Here is a 19,638-nt window from a genome sequence, read left to right on the forward strand (position 1 = left end):
TTCATTTACAAACAGAATGTTCGTTTATTTACCATAAGCGGCGCTGCGCCGGCGATCCTTTCGCCGGTACAGTGCCGGTATCAGCCAGAATCTCCATAGCCGCGACGCTATGAAGCAATGTACGTTCCTGAAGGAAGGATAAGACCGATAGCCGGCCCATGGGCTTTTTATGTTTTCACGTTAGACGCAAAAAAATTGAACAAACGCCGAACCCTTTAAACCTATTATTATGCAATTCTCTACGGGATTCAGGTTCACCGATCTTTTGTTCGGAAAAATTCCGGGCGGGCGCCTTTCCGCCGCCAGGTCCATCTTTTCTTATGCAATATTACTGCTCATTTGCAGTATGGCGCCGCTGGCGCTCAAAGCCGGGAATGCGGAGCACCCGGGTATGCTGCAGGCGCGTTCATTCGTGGTATCCGGTATGGTCACCAATGAAAATAACGAGGCGCTGCCCGGCGCTTCCGTGCGCATTAAAGGCACCTCCAAAGGCATGACCACCGACATGAACGGCAAGTTCATGATCGAAGTGGAGCGGGAGGAGGACTCGCTGGTATTCAGTTTTATGGGTTATTACAGCACTACCGTCAAAGCAGGCGATCAAAGGAGCATCACCGTCAAACTGCTGCCCGACGAAGAAAGCCGGAAGCTGAATGAAGTGCAGGTGGTGGGCTATGGTACGCAAAAGAAGATCACCATGGTGGGCGCTGTTTCTTCTGTGTCTCCCAGGGAGATACAGAAGTATTCCACGCCTTCGCTGACCAATGCCATCGGCGGAAAGCTGGCGGGCATCGTTACACGGCAAACCTCCGGCGAGCCGGGATATGATGCGGCAAAAGTATTTATCCGCGGCCTGGTATCGCAAAGCGGCACGAACAAACCGCTCATTATTGTTGATGGCGTGGAGCGCGAATTGCAGGACTACTGGACCACTATGAACATCCAGGAAATTGAAAGCTTCTCTGTATTGAAAGACGCCGCTTCCACCGCGGTATATGGCAACAGGGGCGCCAATGGCGTGATCATGATCACCACCAGGAGAGGCGCGGTGGGCAAGCCCAACATCACTTTCCGCTCGGAAGCCGCGATCGTGGTGCCCATGCGCATCGAAGACAATATAGACGGGTATGAGTATGCCTTGCTGCACAATGAAGCCCTCACCAACGTTGGCGAGCAGCCGAAATTCTCCCCGGCGGAAATACAAAAGTATAAAGACGGATCCGATCCCTACCTGTACCCGAATGTGAACTGGTACGATGTAGTGCTGAAAAAAAGGACCCGCCAGCTGATGAATAACCTCGGCGTATCAGGCGGTACGGAAACCGTGAAGTATTACCTGAACCTGGGTTACACCATACAGGAGGGCATTTATAACGAAGATCCCGCCAACACTTACAAGACCAACGCCGCGCTGAAGCGGTACAACTTCCGGTCGAACGTGGATGTGAAACTGAGCAAAAGGTTTTCACTCGCACTGGGCCTATCAGGCATTATTTCCAATACCAATTTCCCGGGCAGGGATGCGGGCAGGATACTCATGGGCCTGAAGCTCACGGCGCCGAACACTTATCCCGTCAAAAATCCCAACGGCAGCCAGCCCGGCGCTTTCGGCGACCTGTTATTGAACCCCTATGCGCTGGTTACGCAAACAGGTTATACCAAACAGTTCTACAACACGCTGGTGAGCAACCTCTCCGCCAAATGGGACCTTTCATATGTAACGCCGGGCCTGTCTGCCCGCGGCCTGGTGGCCTTCGACGTGGTGGATATCACCCAGAACATACGGCAAAAATGGCCGGCTACCTACTCATACATGAAAGACCCGGTTACTGGTGCTGAATCGTATAAGCAATGGTCTACCGAATCGCCTTTGGGCTTTGAGAACCGGAATGAGACCTACAGAACGATGTATGCGCAGGCGGGCATCGACTATGAACGCACTTTTGGCAATCATCATGTGACCGGTATGCTTACGGGGGAAAGAAGGGAATTCACCAACGTCAATGCCGGCAATTCCATCCAGAACCTCCCTGAGCGGCGGCAGGGCCTCATCAGCCGCCTTACTTACAACTACGATTACAGGTACCTGCTGCAGCTGAGCGCAGGCTACAACGGTTCGGAGAACTTTCCCAAGGGTAAACGCTATGGCTTCTTTCCCGCCATCGGTGCGGGCTGGATCGTATCCGGCGAAAAATTCTGGAACAAGGATGTCGTGAACCTGCTCAAGCTGAGGGGCAACTACGGCATCGTGGGCAACGACCGGATCGGCGGCGCGCGTTTCCTGTACCTGAGCACTTACAACAAATCCGCCACGGGCTACGTATTCGGCCTGGACCAGAACCGCGACCCCGGCGGCAAAAGCGAGGCCCGCATCGGCAATGAGAATGTAACCTGGGAGACGGCTTATAAAACAGACCTGGGCTTCGACCTGGAAATGTTCAACAGCAGGATCACGCTGTCTACCAGTGTGTTCCACGAACGCCGCGAGGGGCAGTTGCTGGAACGGAGGACCATTCCCATTTACGCCGGTTACCCCGGGGGCACGGTGCCCTTCGGCAACGTGGGCATCACGGAGAACAAAGGGTTTGAAGCGAGCCTGCAGCTCAGGAACACGACCAGGAAGGGATTTTATTACTCCTTCACCGCCAACTTCACCTATGCGAAAAATACAATTATAGAGAACGACGCTCCGCCCTCGCTGTATCCCTGGCAGGACCTCCGGGGAAGCGCCATCGGCTCCAACCTCGGTTACCGCGCGCTGGGCTTCTTCCAGGACCAGGAGGATATCGACAAGAGCCCTTCACAAACCGCATTGCAGTCTGTGATCCGCCCCGGCGACATCAAATACGAGGATATCAATCAGGATGGCAAGATCACTTCGGCAGACCGTACTATCATCGGCAGCTATGGCTCGGAGCCGCAGATCATGTACGGCTTCGGCGCTACCGCGGCCTGGAAAGGATTTGACGCCACCATCTTCTTTACCGGCGCCGCCCGCCGCGATTTCTTCTTCACACAAGGCTGGACGGCCTGGGCTTTCTCCGGGCAGGCCGGGTATTACAACGTGATGCAGCAGGTGTACGACAAACGTTTTATTGTAGGCGGTAATAACGAACATGCGGAATTCCCCGCGGTAAGGGCCGCCAGCACCAACAACTACACAGGTTCCACGCTCTGGTACAGGGGCGGCGATTACCTGCGGATCAAGAACGCGGAGATCGGCTACACCATTCCCGTCAACCTTACCAAAAAAGCGGCGCTGAAAAGCATCAGGGTGTTTGCGCAGGGAACCAACCTCGCTACCTGGGATAAGATCAAGGTGATAGACCCTGAATCCGATTTCGGCACAGGCGGTTATCCAATACCGCGGAATTACAATTTCGGGCTGGAAGCCAATTTTTAGTCAATTTAAAACCTGGTATCATGAAATCATATATCATTCCCGTGCTGGTTGCAGTATTGCTTTTTACAACGCCATCCTGTAAAAAGGATTACCTGGAAAAAACACCGGATGAAGACCTGACGCTGGAGCAGGTATTTACCAACGCTATTTTTACCGAGCAATACCTTGCCAACATCTACTCCCATCTTCCGAAAGAACTGGCAATGGTGGATAACCCCTGCGGCGGATGCCCGCCCAACAATACGTTCAACGCCGCCTCCGACGAGCTGGAGATCAGCTACGAGGTGAACTTTACCAACGCGATGAATAACGGCAACTGGAATGCTGATTCATATGTGCAGGACATCTGGTCGCAAAGCTACTTTGCCATCCGCAAGGCGAATATATTCCTGGAAAATATCAGCAAACTGGCGCCGTCTGAGCTCGCATCGGAAGACAAGATCACTAACTGGAAAGGAGAGGCTATTTTTCTCCGGGCGCTTCATCATTTTTTCCTGATCAGGGCTTATGGCCCGGTGCCGATCATAGACAGAACGCTGCTGCTGGATGAAGACCTTACGGCTTTTAAACGCCAGCCTATCGACAAGTGCGTGGAGTTCATCGTCAGTGAATGCGACAAAGCCGCTGAGCTGCTGCAGTTGCGGGTGACGGCCACTACCGATTACGGTAAGCCTTCCAAAGTGACCTGTATGGCGCTTAAGGCGAGAGTGCTGTTATACATGGCCAGCCCGCTTTGGAACGGCAATCCTGATTACGCCGCATTTACGGACGACGACGGCATGCACCTGTTCCCGGGTTTCCAGGCCGCGAGATGGGCGGCAGCCGCCACCGCGGCAAAAGCCTGCATCGACCTGGCGGAATCTGCCGGGCATAAATTGCACCGTTCCGGCGCCAATCCTGTGAAGAACTACCAGGAAGTATTTTATATCAACTTTAACGACGAAGTATTTTTTACCAGGAGCGATCCCGCTTACCTGAATGTAGACGCCTACAGCGAACCAAGAGGGATGCCCCGCGGCAACTGGCCCCTGCAGAATGCCACGCAGAACATCGTGGACGATTATGAAATGGCGAACGGCATACGCCCCATCCTCGGTTACAACGCAGACATGACGCCAGTTATCAACCCGCTTTCAGGTTATGACGAAAGTATCCAGGCTGCGGCGGCCACTGATAATTATTACGCAGGCACCCGCGGGATGTATGTAGGCCGTGAGCCGCGTTTTTATGCCAGCATCAATTTCACCGGCGCAAAATTTAAGACCGGCCCTCCGCAGAACAGGAACACACCGCTGCAGTTCTGGAAAGGGGGCATCGACGGCCGTCCGTTCGACGCCGGTGCGAATTTCAGCGAAACGGGTTATCTTATGAAAAAACTGACGAACCCCTCATATGTGATGCAGCCCGAATCCGGACCCATCAGGACCTGGATATTTTTCAGGCTGGGAGAACAATACCTCAACTACGCCGAAGCATTGAACGAAACACAGGGGCCCGTGGCGGATGTGTATAAATACGTGAACCTGATCCGCGACCGCGCAGGCTTGCCGGGCCTGCCCGCCGGCCTCTCGCAGGCGGATATGCGGGAAAAGATCCGCCACGAACGGAGGATAGAGCTGGCCTTTGAAACACACCGCTATTTTGATACGCACCGCTGGAAGACCGCGGAGAACATAGATAATGGGAACATTTACGGGCTGGATGTGCTGACGGACGGCTACAATATGTCCAGCGACGCTTTTTACAAAAGAAAAGTGGTGGAAAAAAGAGTGTTCGAAAAGAAACATTACCTGTGGCCCATCCAGCAGCGTGAGCTTGAGAAGAACAGGAAGCTGGTGCAGAACCCGGGCTGGTAAACTATCATCAAACAACCCATACGAATGGCAAGATTAGTCAACAAAGGATGCATGTTATTGCTGTGCTGCTTCTTTTCCGCAACAGCGCATGCGCAGCAATTATACGAGCTGCCTGCCGGTGCTGAAACACAGTGGATCAGCCTGGAGAACGCTTCCGGCGCAAAAGGAAAAGGCGGCATGGAAAACAAAGGCGCGAAAGGGCATGCGTCGGAATGGATAAAAGCGGGAGAACGGAAAGTGATAATGGATTACGAGGGCGCGGGCGTGATCAACCGCATATGGATGACCATCATTGAAAAAAGCCCGGCTTCGCTGCGTTCCATCTATATCGAAATGTATTGGGACGGCGCCGGCAAACCCGCTGTGTCCGTACCGCTGGGAGATTTCTTCGGCATCGGTCTGGGGCGCAGAACGGCTTTTCAAAGCGCGCTGTTTTCCGACCCGGAAGGCAAATCATTCAACTGTTTCGTCCCCATGCCTTTTAAAAAACATGCGAAGATCGTTTTTGTGAACGAGTCGAAACACAACCAGCTGCTGTTCTTTGATGTGAACCTGACAAAGCTGAAAAAGCACCCGCAGGAGATCGCGTATTTCCATGCCTGCTGGACCGGCAGCACCGATGGCAAGCCGGGCGATGACTTCGAGATACTGCCGCGGGTAAAAGGCAGGGGGCGTTTTTTAGGTACCAACCTGGGCATCATCCCTGATAAGGTCTATGGAGATACCTGGTTTGGCGAAGGCGAAATAAAAATGTACCTGGACGGGGATAAACAATATCCGACCCTTGTGGGCACCGGCACTGAAGATTATGTAGGCTCCGCCTGGAACCTCGGGCCTTTTGCGCACCTGTACCAGGGCGCGCCCATCGTTGACAAAGCGAAAGGCCAGTACGCATTTTACCGCTATCACATTCCTGATCCCGTTTACTTCCAGACGGATTGCAGGGTGACCATCCAGCAGATGGGCGGCGGCGGAAGAGACCTGATCAGGGGCATTGCAAAAGCAGGCGGCAAAGTGAAACCTGTTTCGGTGATGACGCCAAAAGGGCTCATCAAGCTGCTGGAAGAGCCTGCCTATCCGGGTTTGATGGACGATAAATTCCCGGCGGACGAATGGGTGAATTTTTACCGTGTGGACAATTATTCCGCCACGGCATATTTCTACCTGGACAAGCCGGAGAGCAACCTGCCGCCGCTGGCGCCGCTGGAACAACGATTAAAAGGCATTCTCTGATAAACCGGAATAACAACGTATGAACTGGCACCAAATAGACATCTGGATAGTAGGGATCTATATTTTGCTGATGCTCGGCACGGGGTTCTGGCACCGCCGTTTCGCCAACAAGAGCATGGACAATTTTTTCCTGGGAGGCCGTAAAATACCCGGCTGGTTGAACGGTGTTTCCTATACGGCGGCGCTGGTGAGCCCTGATGCGGCTACCGGCTACGGCGGCCTGGCGGTAGCCACCGGCGGTTTCATCTGCTGGTGGTACCTCAGCCGTTTCGGCCTGGCGCTCTTCCTGGGAGGCGTGCTGTTCGCCGTTTTCTGGCGCCGGCTCAACCTCTTCACCAGTCTTGAATTTTACGATCTGCGTTTCCCGAAAGGCGCCGCTTCCGCGATGCGGCTCTGGATCGCCATCCGTACTTCCATGGTGGCTATGCCGGCCTGGACCGGCATTACGCTGCTCGCTGCGTGTAAGATCATGGGGCCGGCTTTTGACCTCTCCAAGCTGGAAACATTATATCTCGTCGTACCGGTTTCATTGCTTTTCGTATTCTCTTCAGGCTACAAGGGCGTGGTGATCTCGAATTTTATACAGATGATCGTTTTTCTCGCCGGCACTTTGATGCTGGCCTGGCTTACTCTCCGGCACTTCGGCGGCGCTGAGGCGATGGTATCCGCCATTCAGACCCGGTTCGGCCCGTCGGGTGCGGAGATATTAGGTTCCATACCGCCCAAAGACCATGCTGTGTTCCCGCTCGCCGCCGCATTGGGCTGGCTGCTGGGGCAGAGCATCGGCTACGGCGGGGATGCCGCGCCCATGGGCGGGGCTATGGAAGGGCAACGCATCCTTTCCACGCGCACACCGGCGGAAGCGCTCACCATGTATGTGGTGGCTGCTATCAGCATGTTCGTCCTGCTGTTGCTGGTTACATTGCCCAGCATCAGCGCGGCGGTGATGTGGCCAGACCTGCGCGAGGCGGGCGCGGACAGGGAACTGGTATACGGGAGGCTGATGAAGACCCTGCTGCCCGCGGGCGCGATGGGATTGATGGTAGCCGCTATGCTGGCCGCCACGATGTCTACCGTAGGCGACAACCTCAATTTCGGCAGCCAGGTATTGGTGAGCGACATCTACCGCCGCTGGTTTGTGCCCAAAGCAAAAGAAAGCCATTACATGCTGATGGGAAAGCTGGGCATGATCGTCATTCTCGCCCTGTCTGTTGCCGTGGTGTTCAACGTGCTCATCATTACAGACGTGGCCATTTTTATGCTTTCCCTCAGCGCGGCGGAACTGCCCGCCAACTGGGCGCAATGGTGGTGGTGGCGTTTCAACGGGCCTGCGCGCGTGGCGGCTTCCTTTGGCGGCGCGGGCATTTTTTGCCTGGTGGTGTTAGGACCTAAGCTGCTGGCTTTTTTAGGCGTTCCCTGGGCGGGTAGCCTGCTCATACCCTGGTATTGGCAAACGCTTCTCGTAATGGGCCTCACGACAGTACTGTGGGTAGCCGTGGCACTGCTCACCAAACCCGACCCGGATGAGCTGTTGCGGAAATTCTATCTCAGGGCCCATCCGCTGGGCTGCTGGACGCCCTATAGAACGCTGGACAAACAGGGGCCCGCCGGATCGTTCAGGCTGGTGTTCCGCGGCATATTTATCGCCATCCTGGGCACCGTGTCCGTATCGCTGCTGATGCTGGGGCTTACCCACGCCTGGTTTGCACGGTACCTCACAGGAACGCTGACCGTTGCGGCAGCGGTTGCCTCCTTTCTTATTTTCTGGAAGCTGGCAAAACAATACCTGGCGGTACTGGCGCTGCGGGCGGCAGACAATGCCGCACCTCCAGCCATGAGAGCGGAAGAACCGGTCATCAACAACATGAATTAAATTATAAAACCAGATAGAACATGAAACAAACGACGGACGTAAAACGGGAGCACATTCTTTACCTGGGCGACTGGGTATTCAGCGTGGGACCGCTGTTTATTGAAACACCTTTCGGAACGGAAACCAAAGATGCAGACCTGCACTTCTATGGAAAAAGACTCGTAAAAGCCATTGACCCGGTGGTGGATGTGACCAGCATGGCCAACTGGGAACTGTACCGTATGCAGCCCGGCAGGCTCGAAGAAATACTGGACGTTTCAACCGGCCTTATCATCAGCGATGTGGAAGCAAAATGTTTTCACCTCTTCCCCAGCTTTTTTGACCGCGCGCAACGGAAAGATACCGTGGTCACTTTCCCTGACCGGCTCACCACTGTAAAGAACTGGATCGCGGATGGCGGCGGCCTGCTGATGCTTGGCGGCTGGCTGTCGTTCAGCGGCGCATTCGGCAAAGGCGGCTGGGGAAGAAGTTCTTTCTCCGACGCATTGCCTGTGCAATGCCTCGCTACGGAAGACCTGGTTGAATCTTCCGCCGGCTTCACCGCAGAAGTAATCGTACCTGATCATCCTGCCGTAAAAGGATTGAACTGGAATACCTTCCCGCCGATCTTCGGTTATAACGAGGTGGCCGCGAAACCCGAAGGGGAAGTGCTGGTGCGCGTGAAAGAAACCGGTCATCCGCTGGTAGTGGCGGGCGGATACGGGAAAGGCCGCATCCTTACCTATATGTCCGATCCCGCGCCGCACTGGGGTTTGAATTTTGAATTGTGGGACAGCTACGATGCCTTCTGGCAGCAGTCGCTTAACTGGGTAAAAAAACAGGGAGCTTAGCCATCATATGAGATCATTGCAATTACTGGCCGGCACTTCGGTAACAGACATTACACCGCCGCTGGAAGTGGGTTTGCTCACTTCCTCCGTACACGGGCTGTATGAACCTTTTCAATCGGTGAGGCTGCCGCTGAAATCCCGTGTACTGGTATTGGGCACGGAGCAGGACCTCGTGGCGGTGGTGTCGCTGGATCTGCTGGCGCTGAACGATACAGCGGCCGGCGGATGGGAGCAGTTCAAAAAAGGTTTGTCAGATATTATTCCGCCGCACAGGATCATCATCACCTGCACGCATACGCATAACGGCCCGGAATCGGTGGCTTTATCGGGCCTGTACCTCACACCGGTGTACAAACAATGGCTGGCCGGCGTGCAGCAGCAGATCAAACGGGCCATCCTGCAGGCCGCCCTGGCCGCGAAGCCCTGTCATGCGTCGGTGGCTGTAGCGACGCTGGAAGGTTATTCCATGCAACGCCGCATTCCAACACCGGAGGGGGTGATGATGTCTGATGCCATGCAGCCCATAGCGCCTGAATTGCTTGCCAGGGAACCTGTGGACCGCCGCGTGCATACGGTAAGGTTTGAAGGCGGGGATGGCGGTGTTATTGCCACGCTGGTGCATGCGGTCTGCCATCCTGTGCATGAAATGTGCATGCCGCATATTTCCGCGGAGTTTCCCGGTGAAATGTGCCTGGCGCTGGAAGCATCGGGCAAACACGGCATGCCGCTTTTCCTGAACGGGGCGGCAGGCGATATCAATCCGCCCACCGTATCTGCCGGGCCGCAGTACGCACAGCAGCATGGCAAGGCGCTGGCTGCGCTGGCAGGGCGGGAGCGGGGCGTGCCGTGCACGGGTGCATTCCGTTGTATACACAGTGAAATACAGCTGCCGGTGAGGCCGGAAGCAGGCGTAACAAAAGCGGCGGAAGCGCTTGCAAGGCTCAACGCCATCGCCATCGGCCCGCTTGCCCTGGTGTTCATTCCCGGCGAGCCCTTTACGGAAACCGCTTATGCCATTGAACGGGATTCGCCTTTTGAACATACCATCATAACGGCATATGCCGAGAATACCATCGGTTATGTGCCTACTGAAGCGGCGTTCGAAGAAGGCGGTTATGAAACCGGGCCGGGCAAATGGTCGTACCTGGCCAAAGAGGCGGAAGCATTCATCATTATGGAAGCACAAAAGCTGCTGACGGCGTTATTTGCTACTCATATTCCAATAACCCACTGAGACAACTAAGAAAGACAAACAACTACGAAGTAAACCGAGGAAGGAGGTTCACTGAGACAACTAAGAAAGACAAACAACTACGAAGTAAATATTCACAGATGAAAACAATGAAGGCAACATTTTTTCTATGGATATGCATCCTGCTTGCGACAGGGCTTACGGCCCACGCGGGTAAAGGGAAGGAAGTGTATTTCTACGGCAATGCGCGCAACGACCTGTACAGGTTGCTGCAGCGCGAAGGGTTTACCGTCAGGAAGTACAGTACGCCGGAAGCCGCGGTGAAAGCCGCGCCGCAGGGAGCGGGTGTTTTTATACTGGCCGGCAACTATCCGCAGGCAGACCCGGTGAACCGCATTACGCGCCAGTTGCTGGATGAAGCAGGCAAAAAATCGTTGCGGCTTTATATTGAATATCCCTCATCGTTCCCGGGCCTCGACATCCCTGGCAAACCCATTGAAACCAAGTTTGAACGCGGCGTGATCACCGCGGACGTATTCGGCAGCGGGCTGGCGCCTATGAGCTTGCTGGGCATCCACAACTGCCACATCCTGCCCGTTAGCGCCGGCAACCCGCTGATCGTACTGGCAAAAGTAGTGGGGCTTGATAAAGCGGAATACGGGCTGGCCGATACTAAAACATATCCCCTGCTGTTTGAGCAGGATAATGCGCTGGTATGTATGACGGGCCTGAGTAATTTCCAGACGGGACGTTACGGGCCGAAAGCCTCTATAAAAACCGTATGGGCTTACATCATTTCCCGGATCACCGGCGTTGAAAACATTGCGCTGAAAAAGTGGGAAGAAGATGTGCGCCCGATGTACGGTAAAACAACACCCTTGCCCGCCGGGGCCCGTCTCACCAGCATCCGGAAAGGCATAGCCTGGTTCGATAACGGCCGCTTTTTTATACATCCCGCCTGGAAGGAGTACTGGCATCAATACGACGGCAAGAACGGCACCACCCCGGTAGGCCCGCCGCTGCCGGCCGATAAGCCTAACGGCAACGGCAGCCTGGGTATTATCGAAGGGCATACCTCTACCATTTATTACGACGGCAGCCAGCAATACCGCTACTGGATGCGCGCCGATGTACAGGGCGAAGCCAGCATGGCGCTGGCGGCGGCAGGACGGTTGTTCAACAATCAAACATACAAGGACAAATCCGCCCGCCTGATCGATTTTATGTTCCATACCTCGAACATGCGCGCGGGCGCCAAGAACGATCCCGCCAGTCCCGTTTACGGCCTGATCGGCTGGGCCACCACCGCGGCCGGCTCGTTCTACGGCGACGACAATGCCCGGGCCATCCTCGGCGCTATCGGCGCGGCATCATATCTCAACAAAGGCAAATGGGACAAGGAGCTGGCCGAGGCCATCATGGCCAATTTCAGGACCACCGGCAATCTTGGCTTCCGCGGGGAGCGCATCGAGGAACCGGATATCATCAAAAACGGCCTGCAGTTCTACCAGCAGCGCGACCTCATTTACATTTCCCCGCATTTTGAATCCTGGATGTGGGCCTGTTACCTGTGGCTGTACGATAAAACGAAATACGAACCGCTTTTATCCCAGACCAAAAAAGCCATCCGGATCACGATGGAAGGTTACCCCGGCAAATGGTTATGGGGCAGCAGCATGCAAACCCAGCGCGCCCGCATGATACTGCCGCTGGCCTGGCTGGTGAGGGTGGAAGATACGCAGGAGCACCGCCAGTGGCTGGATAAAATGGTCAATGAGATACTGAAATACCAGGATGAGAGCGGCGCCATCATGGAAGAATTGGGCAAGGGCAAAGGCATGTTCAGGGAACTGAAAAAGAATGATGATTATGGCCAGGATGAAGGATCGCTGATATTCCGCAACGGCGAAAAAGTGGCCTGTATGCTGTATACCTGCAATTTCGCGGTGTTCAGCCTCAATGAAGCTGCGGCCGCCGCCGGCGATAAAAAATACCGCGACGCCGTCAACAAACTCTCCGATTTCCTGACAAGGATACAGGTGCGGAGTGAAAAACATAAAGACGTGGACGGCGCCTGGTTCAGGGGCTTTGACTACGGGCGCTGGGACTATTGGGCATCCAACTCAGATGCCGGCTGGGGTGCCTGGTGCACGCTCACAGGATGGATACAAAGCTGGATCGTTACCACGCAGGCACAGATACAGCAGCGGGAAAATTTCTGGGACCTGACCAAAAACTCCCCGATCGGGAAACCGGCAGGAGCCGTGATCGAATCAATGATGCGTAAATAAAAAATACATGAAAGGAAAAATAGCCACCGTTTTATTATGCCTCGGCGCCCTGTGCGCACAGGCGCAAACACCCGCCAGCGACCTCGCCGCGCTGTCGCAGATACAACAGGGCATGACCTCCAAACGGGTCAGCAGTTTCGACAAAACCGGCGGCAACGATGATTTTATCCGCATAGAGAAGGATGAAAAGAAGATCGTGTTCGACGTAAAAGGCGCCGGCATCATCAATCACATCTGGATCACCATGGCGCCCGAACCCGGCGCGCTGAACCGGAACGATATCATCATCAGGATGTACTGGGACGGCAAGGCGGAACCTTCCGTCGTATCGCCCATCGGCCCTTTCTTCGGCCAGGGATGGGGCGAATCCTATGAGTTCAATTCGCTGCCGCTGATCGCGGGGCCGGACAGGGGAAAGGGGCTGGTCAGTTATTTCAGTATGCCTTTCGCCAACGGCGCTAAAATAGAAATAGAGAACCAGAGCGGCCGGCGCATCGACAATTTTTATTATTACGTGGATTATGTGGCCATGAACAAGCTGCCCGCTAACTCCGGCCGCTTTCACAGCTGGTACAACAAACAACTCGCCGGTTCCGCCGGCGACGGCGGGGAGAATGAATGGGGCATCCTTGGCAAGACCGGGAATAATACTACCGGCAAGGACAATTATGTATTTGCCGACATAAAAGGCAAGGGCCATTTTGTAGGCGTGAACTATTACGTGCATTGCCCTACACCGGTATGGTACGGCGAGGGCGACGACATGATCTACATCGACGGTTCGCCTTCTCCCACGCTTCACGGCACCGGTACGGAAGATTATTTCAACACGGCCTTCTGCCCGAAGAACATCTTTCAACATGCCTATTACGGCTATCCGCGCGTGAACAACGACATGGGATGGCTGGGCAGAACGCACCTGTACCGCTTTCACATCACCGACCCGCTGTACTTCGACAAGTCATTTAAATTCACCATAGAGCACGGCCACAACAACGTACTGACGCTGGACCTGGCCAGTGTGGTCTACTGGTACCAAAGCGAGGCCATGGCTGTGCCGCCCATACCGGGCAAGGAAGCCAGGGCGCCCAAGCCCCTCATCAACATCGGCGATTTTCACAGGTGGAGAAATGAATGGAGAAAAAGCAAAGGCAACGACCCGCAGCTGTGGGGCAATTAAACAGACCGGATATGTGCTCCGCCGGGGCGTTTCATCAGGCTTCAAAAAAAATGTAATAAGGATGAAAACAATATTGTACATCATTATATGCAGCTTCTTTACCATGCAGGCATATGCGCAGGAAATGACAGACCTCACCCGCATCAGGGAAAAAGCCCGGTCGAAGCGCGTGAGCAGCTACGACCGGTCCGGCGACAACCATGACAACCTGCAGCGCATCGCGAGCGGGGAGAAGCGCACCATCTTTGATGTAAAAGGCGCCGGCATCATCCAGCACATTTGGTTCACCATGGGGCCGGAGCCGGACAAATTGAGCCGCAACGACGTCATCATCAGCATGTACTGGGATGGGAACGACTATCCTTCCGTACAATCTCCCATCGGCCCTTTCTTCGGCCAGGGCTGGAACGACAGCTATCTCTTTACCTCCGCGCCGCTCGCGGCAACGCCCGTAAACGGGATGGGCCTGGTCAGCTACTTCGCGATGCCTTTCGCAAAAGGCGCCAGGATAGAGATTGAGAACCAGTCCGGCAGCGAGATCAGGACCCTGTATTTTTATATCGACTACGTGGAAATGGATGAGCTGCCGCCAAACACCGGCAGGTTCCATGCCTGGTACAATAAAGCGCTGACCGGCGCGGAAGACAGCGTTGAGAATGAGCACTGGATGTTTGGCCCCGGTAAGCCCAACAAAACCGGTAAAAACAATTACCTGGTGGCCGACATAAAAGGAAAGGGGCATTTCGCGGGCGTCAACTATTACGTGCATTCCCCCACACCGTTCTGGTATGGCGAGGGAGACGATATGATATTCATCGACGGGGAAGAGCGCCCATCGCTGCATGGCACGGGTACGGAAGATTATTTCAACACATCCTGGGGCGCGCCGGACAAACCCTATTCCACGCCATATTTCGGCTACGCCAAAATAAACGGTGAAAAAGGTTTCCTGGGCAGAACACATATCTACCGGTTCCATATCCAGGACCCGATTTATTTCGACACTTCCTTACGGTTCACTATCGAACACGGCAGCATGAACGTCATGACGCTGGACCTGGCCAGCGTGGCATACTGGTACCAATCCACCGCATCACGCATCCCCGCCATCCCCAATGCTGCGGCCCGCAGGCCGCGCCCCCTCATAGGGCCGGCGGATATACACCGCTGGAGGGACGAGTGGCGGAAAAGCAAAGGGAACGGCCCCACGTTGTGGGGAAATTGATCATACAAGTTAACCAAGCCTCCGGGCAAATAAAATCAAACCAATGAGCAGGTATTTGAAAAAAGGGAAAAGTGAATCCGATATTAAGAACGCAGATGCGGACATCCGGAAAACCGTTGAAAAGATCATCAGGGACGTGGAAGAGAACGGCGACCTTGCCGTGCGGAAATACGCAGCGTCATTTGACGGCTGGTCGCCCGGCTCATTCCGTTTAACGGACCGTGAGATCAAAACGATCGTGGACCGCACGCCCCAGCAGGTGAAAGACGATATCCGCTTCGCGCAGCAACAGATACGTTTTTTTGCAGAGCAACAGCGGGCCTCCATTACGGATATTGAAATAGAAACCTTGCCCGGCGTAATCCTCGGGCATAAGAACATCCCGGTGAACAGTGTGGGCTGTTACATTCCCGGCGGGCGGTACCCCATGGTGGCCTCCGCGCATATGAGCATCATCACGGCCAGGGTGGCCGGCGTAAAAAGAGTGATCGCCTGTACGCCGCCCATCAACGGCAACATTCCGGAAGCCACCGTATGCGCCATGCATTTTGCAGGGGCGGATGAAATTTATATCCTCGGCGGTGTGCAGGCCTTGTGCGCCATGGCCATTGGCACATCTTCCATTTCCCCGGTGGATATGATCGTGGGGCCGGGCAACGCTTATGTAGCGGAAGCAAAAAGACAATTGTTCGGCCGCGTGGGAATGGACCTCTTTGCCGGCCCTACTGAAATACTGGTGATAGCCGACGAAACCGCGGATGCCGAAATGGTGGCCTGCGACCTGCTGGGGCAGGCTGAGCACGGGCCCACCTCGCCCGCCGCGCTGATCACCACCTCAGCCGAGCTGGCGGAAGAAACGCTGGCCGAGATCGAAAGGCAGCTGAAATACTTGCCCACGGCGGATATTGCGCGGGTGGCCTGGGACGATTGCGGATCGGTGATCATCGTGGACAACCTGGAAGAAGCGCTGCGTGAAGCCGACGCCCTGGCTTTCGAGCATGTGGAAGTGCTGACAAAAGACCCGCAGTTTTTCCTTGACAACATGACCAATTACGGCGCGCTGTTCCTCGGTGCGGAAACGAATGTAGCATACGGCGACAAGGTGATCGGCACCAACCACACCCTGCCTACCATGAAAGCCGCCAGGTATACCGGGGGATTATGGGTGGGGAAATTCCTGAAGAACTGCACCTACCAGCGTTGCACGCCCGAAGCCAGCGTCACGATCGGCGAATACGCTATGCGCCTCTGCGAGCTGGAAGGTTTTGCCGGGCATAAGGAACAGGCTGCATTGCGGGTGAGACGTTACGGGAAAGAAATAGTGCGGGAAAAATAAACCACAATCCTATTGTATGCGCATATCACTCATGTTGTTGCTGGCTGGCATGCTTCCCGCCTTTACCGGCGCTTATGGTCAAAAGAAGGCCCCTTATCTCGTTCCTGAGATCAGCGGGCCCTTCGTGCACATCTTCAATCCTAACGACGCACGGAAAGAAGGCGACAGTGCCTGGTATACGAACGATCATACCTTCATCAGAGGCCGCGACGGTACCTGGCATGCCTACGGCATCATTCATCATCTGCCGGTAAAGCCCTGGGATGAAAACCGGCTTTTCCATGCGTCGGCCTCCTCCATCAAACAGGCCAAATGGGAAGACCATGGTTACGCCATGACGGCTGAACCCGGGGTGGAGCGCGTGCTGTGGGCGCCGCACGTCATACAGGAAAAAGGAACCTATTACATGTTTTACAACACCGGCAATATGCAGAAAAATGCACCGGAATATGCATCGTGGGGGCAGCTGCGCATGGCCATAAGCAAAGATATCTTTAACTGGACGCGGCACGGCAGGAACCCGCTTTTCAGTGATCCCGGGCATGCCCGGGATTCTTACATCATGAAATACAAGGACAAATATTATTACTATTACACCAGGGTGCTCACCGAAACGGACCTCAAATCTGCCGTGGCCGTGCGCACCAGTCCCGACCTGCTGCATTGGAGCGGCCCACGCATCGTTCACCAACAGCCCTACGAGGTGTATTGGGGAGGAGATGCGGAAAGCCCTTTTGTAGTGCGGCTGGAAGGGCTCTTCTATCTTTTCATCTGCAAGGCCATGACGGCTTATAACCTGACGGCCGTGTACTGGTCCGAAGACCCTGAGAACTTCCCGTTGGAGAACCTTGTATGTACGCTGCCTGTACATGCCGCTGAACTGATCTACGATAAAAAAGAAGGCTGGTTCATTTCAAATACGGGCTGGGACAAAAAAGGGCTTTACCTCGCCCCTTTAAAATGGAAAAAGGCTAATTGACATAAACGCTCAAAACCGGCAATTATGACCGCACTCCGGAATTTATTACTGATCCTGATTTGTATACCGCTGCATGCAGCTGCACAGCAGCATAAAGTTCCCAACGGCTACGACGCTTTCCGTGCTTGGGAAAAACTGCCGCAGCAGCGCATTGGCGTAAGGGCGTATATGCGCAGCACCTATGCCCGTAATGGCGGCGGCTACGACGCGTCGAATTTTCTTTTCATGAATAAAGAAGATGAAAATGTAACGCTGGATGTGAAAGGCGCCGGCGTGCTGTATTTTTTTCGCGCTAATCATTGGCACGGCAGTCCCTGGCATTTTATGGTGGACGGGAAGGACAACCTGGTGTCTGAAACCGCTACCGCCAGCCCGGTGGATGCGGTGAAGAAATTCAAAAGCACCGCATTTATCCCGGCCGCTTCGTTTCCCGAGCCCATGGCCTGGACCTGGGGCACTACCAAAGGCGCTAACCTGATCTGGGTCCCGATGCCATTCCGGGATTCGCTGCGGATCGCTTATTCCAGGACCTTCTATGGCACCGGTTATTACATCTACCACTTGTATGCCAATAAAGACGCGCTATCCAAACCGCTGCGCAGCTGGGATATCAGCCAAACGCCCGACCGTGATGTAACAGACCTGCTGGCCCGCGCAGGCACCGACATTGCGCCGCAAAATATTAAAAAGGCGCAAGGCAGGGTGAAACTAGACAAACCCTCCGTATTGCTGACCAGCATCAACTCCGCATCCTCTTCCCTGAGAGCATTGAAACTCACCCTGCCGCTGGATAAGGCAGAGGCCCTTGAACGCGTGCGGCTGCGCGTGACCTGGGACGATGCGGCGCATCCTTCCATCGACGCGCCCCTGTGCCTGTTCTTCGGCGCGGGCACTTTTTACAACCGCGAACAAAAAGAGTATCTCGTAAAAGGTTTGCCTATTAATATCCGTTACGACTATGCGGGCAACAAACTGGAACTCGCCTGTTATTATCCCATGCCCTTCTTTAAAGGGGCTACATTCGAGCTTACCGGCATACAGCCGGACAATACAGAGATAAGTTATGAGCTCCGTTATGAACGCTCAAAAATACCCGCGAACAGGAGCGCCTATTTTCACGCCACTTACCGCGACATTCCCAAGCCCGAACTGGGCCGGGACATGACGTGGCTGGATACACAAGGCGCGGAAGGCCATGAGGAATGGTCAGGCAGCTTCCTGGGCACGTCTTTTATATTCTCCCACAATGCCAACCTGAGCACGCTGGAAGGCGACCCGCGTTTCTTTTTTGACGACAGCCGCACGCCGCAGGCATACGGCACCGGTACCGAAGAGTGGGCCGGGGGAGGGGATTATTGGGGCGGAGAGAACATGACGCTGCCGCTGGCCGGGCATCCCTGCGGGGCCACGGAAAAGAAAAAGGCCGTCAATGACAAAGACCTCATTCAATCCGCCTACCGCTTCCTGCTGGCAGACCTGATGCCATTTGGCAAACGCGCGGTGATCCGCTTTGAACATAACGAAAATGTATCGCAGGAACATTATGAAACGGTCTGCTATTGGTACGGCCTGCCCGCACCGTCGCTGGTTAAAACTGATTCCCTGGATATTGGCAGTCCGGCCGATGAACAGCAGCACAACTACCATTCACCCCAGGCCTCCGCGGCAGACACTATCCGTTCAAGATATGAATGGGGCCCTGATGCTTATCCCGCCCATGCATGGGGCTACGACCTGCAAAAAAGGCCGGGCTACAAAGAGCTGATAGGAAAAGAGATCTATCCCGCGCATGCGGAAGACGGCCGCACCACTACCGGCACGTCCGAGTTCACCCTGCGCCTCCGCAAAGACAATATGGGCGCGCTGCTGCGCAGAACGCTGGATTACAGTTATCCCAATCAAACTGCCGAAGTATTTGTTGCGGCGGCAGGATCAGACAACTGGCAGAAGGCCGGCACCTGGTACCTGGCAGGAGCCAATACTTACGTAATATCCAGGCCGCCCGGCGAACTGTCGCCGCGGCAATACAAAGTAGAAACATCCAACCGCCGTTTCCGGGACGATGAGTTCCTTATCCCCGCCGCGCTTACAAAAGGCCGGGATGCCATCAGGGTGAGGATCACCTTCGTTCCCGGCTCGCAGGAATTATATCCCGGCCATCCGTTTCCCCGCCAGAGTGCGTGGAGCGAATTGAGATACGAGGTTTACAGTTATATCCTTCCGGCTTTTAAATGAATACA

General features: G+C 54.8%; 12 protein-coding genes. All 12 read left to right on the top strand.

What is annotated here, in order from left to right; genetic code table 11:
* The first annotated feature begins 229 nt into the window (after positions 1-229).
* Positions 230-3,403: a TonB-dependent receptor gene (locus tag R3I13_RS19220; protein ID WP_346319586.1), complete on the top strand. Its 3,174-nt coding sequence runs from the start codon at positions 230-232 to the stop codon at positions 3,401-3,403.
* Positions 3,404-3,423: 20 nt separating this feature from the next.
* Positions 3,424-5,259, top strand: a complete 1,836-nt coding sequence (locus R3I13_RS19225; protein ID WP_346319587.1) for a RagB/SusD family nutrient uptake outer membrane protein — start codon at positions 3,424-3,426, stop codon at positions 5,257-5,259.
* A gap of 24 nt (positions 5,260-5,283) precedes the next feature.
* Positions 5,284-6,492 carry a glycoside hydrolase family 172 protein gene (locus tag R3I13_RS19230; RefSeq protein WP_346319588.1) on the top strand — a complete coding sequence of 403 codons (1,209 nt, stop codon included), beginning with the start codon at positions 5,284-5,286 and terminating at the stop codon, positions 6,490-6,492.
* Positions 6,493-6,511: 19 nt separating this feature from the next.
* On the top strand, positions 6,512-8,365 hold the full coding sequence (locus tag R3I13_RS19235; RefSeq protein ID WP_346319589.1) for a hypothetical protein: 1,854 nt from the start codon (positions 6,512-6,514) through the stop codon (positions 8,363-8,365).
* Positions 8,366-8,385: 20 nt separating this feature from the next.
* Positions 8,386-9,195, top strand: a complete 810-nt coding sequence (locus R3I13_RS19240) for a glutamine amidotransferase (protein ID WP_346319590.1) — start codon at positions 8,386-8,388, stop codon at positions 9,193-9,195.
* Between the two features lie 7 nt (positions 9,196-9,202).
* A complete protein-coding gene (locus tag R3I13_RS19245; RefSeq protein ID WP_346319591.1) occupies positions 9,203-10,429 on the top strand; it encodes a hypothetical protein in 1,227 nt (408 codons plus the stop codon).
* Between the two features lie 98 nt (positions 10,430-10,527).
* A complete protein-coding gene (locus tag R3I13_RS19250) occupies positions 10,528-12,678 on the top strand; it encodes a hypothetical protein (RefSeq protein WP_346319592.1) in 2,151 nt (716 codons plus the stop codon).
* A 7-nt stretch (positions 12,679-12,685) separates the two neighbouring features.
* Entirely contained in the window at positions 12,686-13,858 is a 1,173-nt protein-coding gene (locus R3I13_RS19255; protein ID WP_346319593.1) for a glycoside hydrolase family 172 protein, read from the top strand.
* Positions 13,859-13,919: 61 nt separating this feature from the next.
* On the top strand, positions 13,920-15,083 hold the full coding sequence (locus R3I13_RS19260) for a glycoside hydrolase family 172 protein (protein WP_346319594.1): 1,164 nt from the start codon (positions 13,920-13,922) through the stop codon (positions 15,081-15,083).
* A 43-nt stretch (positions 15,084-15,126) separates the two neighbouring features.
* On the top strand, positions 15,127-16,419 hold the full coding sequence (hisD, locus tag R3I13_RS19265; protein WP_346319595.1) for a histidinol dehydrogenase: 1,293 nt from the start codon (positions 15,127-15,129) through the stop codon (positions 16,417-16,419).
* 16 nt (positions 16,420-16,435) lie between these two features.
* A complete protein-coding gene (locus R3I13_RS19270; protein ID WP_346319596.1) occupies positions 16,436-17,398 on the top strand; it encodes a hypothetical protein in 963 nt (320 codons plus the stop codon).
* Between the two features lie 24 nt (positions 17,399-17,422).
* Positions 17,423-19,633: a DUF2961 domain-containing protein gene (locus R3I13_RS19275; RefSeq protein WP_346319597.1), complete on the top strand. Its 2,211-nt coding sequence runs from the start codon at positions 17,423-17,425 to the stop codon at positions 19,631-19,633.
* Positions 19,634-19,638: the final 5 nt, after the last annotated feature.

The organism is Chitinophaga sp. YIM B06452 (assembly GCF_039655965.1).
In the GTDB taxonomy this organism is placed as follows: Bacteria; Bacteroidota; Bacteroidia; order Chitinophagales; family Chitinophagaceae; genus Chitinophaga.

What these genes read in the sequence shown, in the direction of transcription:
- R3I13_RS19260 (WP_346319594.1), top strand. Translation starts at nt 13,920, where the DNA reads ATGAAAACAATATTGTACATCATTATATGCAGCTTCTTTACCATGCAG.
- R3I13_RS19240 (WP_346319590.1), top strand. Translation starts at nt 8,386, where the DNA reads ATGAAACAAACGACGGACGTAAAACGGGAGCACATTCTTTACCTGGGC.
- R3I13_RS19245 (WP_346319591.1), top strand. Translation starts at nt 9,203, where the DNA reads ATGAGATCATTGCAATTACTGGCCGGCACTTCGGTAACAGACATTACA.
- R3I13_RS19220 (WP_346319586.1), top strand. Translation starts at nt 230, where the DNA reads ATGCAATTCTCTACGGGATTCAGGTTCACCGATCTTTTGTTCGGAAAA.
- R3I13_RS19230 (WP_346319588.1), top strand. Translation starts at nt 5,284, where the DNA reads ATGGCAAGATTAGTCAACAAAGGATGCATGTTATTGCTGTGCTGCTTC.
- R3I13_RS19255 (WP_346319593.1), top strand. Translation starts at nt 12,686, where the DNA reads ATGAAAGGAAAAATAGCCACCGTTTTATTATGCCTCGGCGCCCTGTGC.
- R3I13_RS19270 (WP_346319596.1), top strand. Translation starts at nt 16,436, where the DNA reads ATGCGCATATCACTCATGTTGTTGCTGGCTGGCATGCTTCCCGCCTTT.
- R3I13_RS19225 (WP_346319587.1), top strand. Translation starts at nt 3,424, where the DNA reads ATGAAATCATATATCATTCCCGTGCTGGTTGCAGTATTGCTTTTTACA.
- R3I13_RS19250 (WP_346319592.1), top strand. Translation starts at nt 10,528, where the DNA reads ATGAAAACAATGAAGGCAACATTTTTTCTATGGATATGCATCCTGCTT.
- R3I13_RS19235 (WP_346319589.1), top strand. Translation starts at nt 6,512, where the DNA reads ATGAACTGGCACCAAATAGACATCTGGATAGTAGGGATCTATATTTTG.
- hisD (WP_346319595.1), top strand. Translation starts at nt 15,127, where the DNA reads ATGAGCAGGTATTTGAAAAAAGGGAAAAGTGAATCCGATATTAAGAAC.
- R3I13_RS19275 (WP_346319597.1), top strand. Translation starts at nt 17,423, where the DNA reads ATGACCGCACTCCGGAATTTATTACTGATCCTGATTTGTATACCGCTG.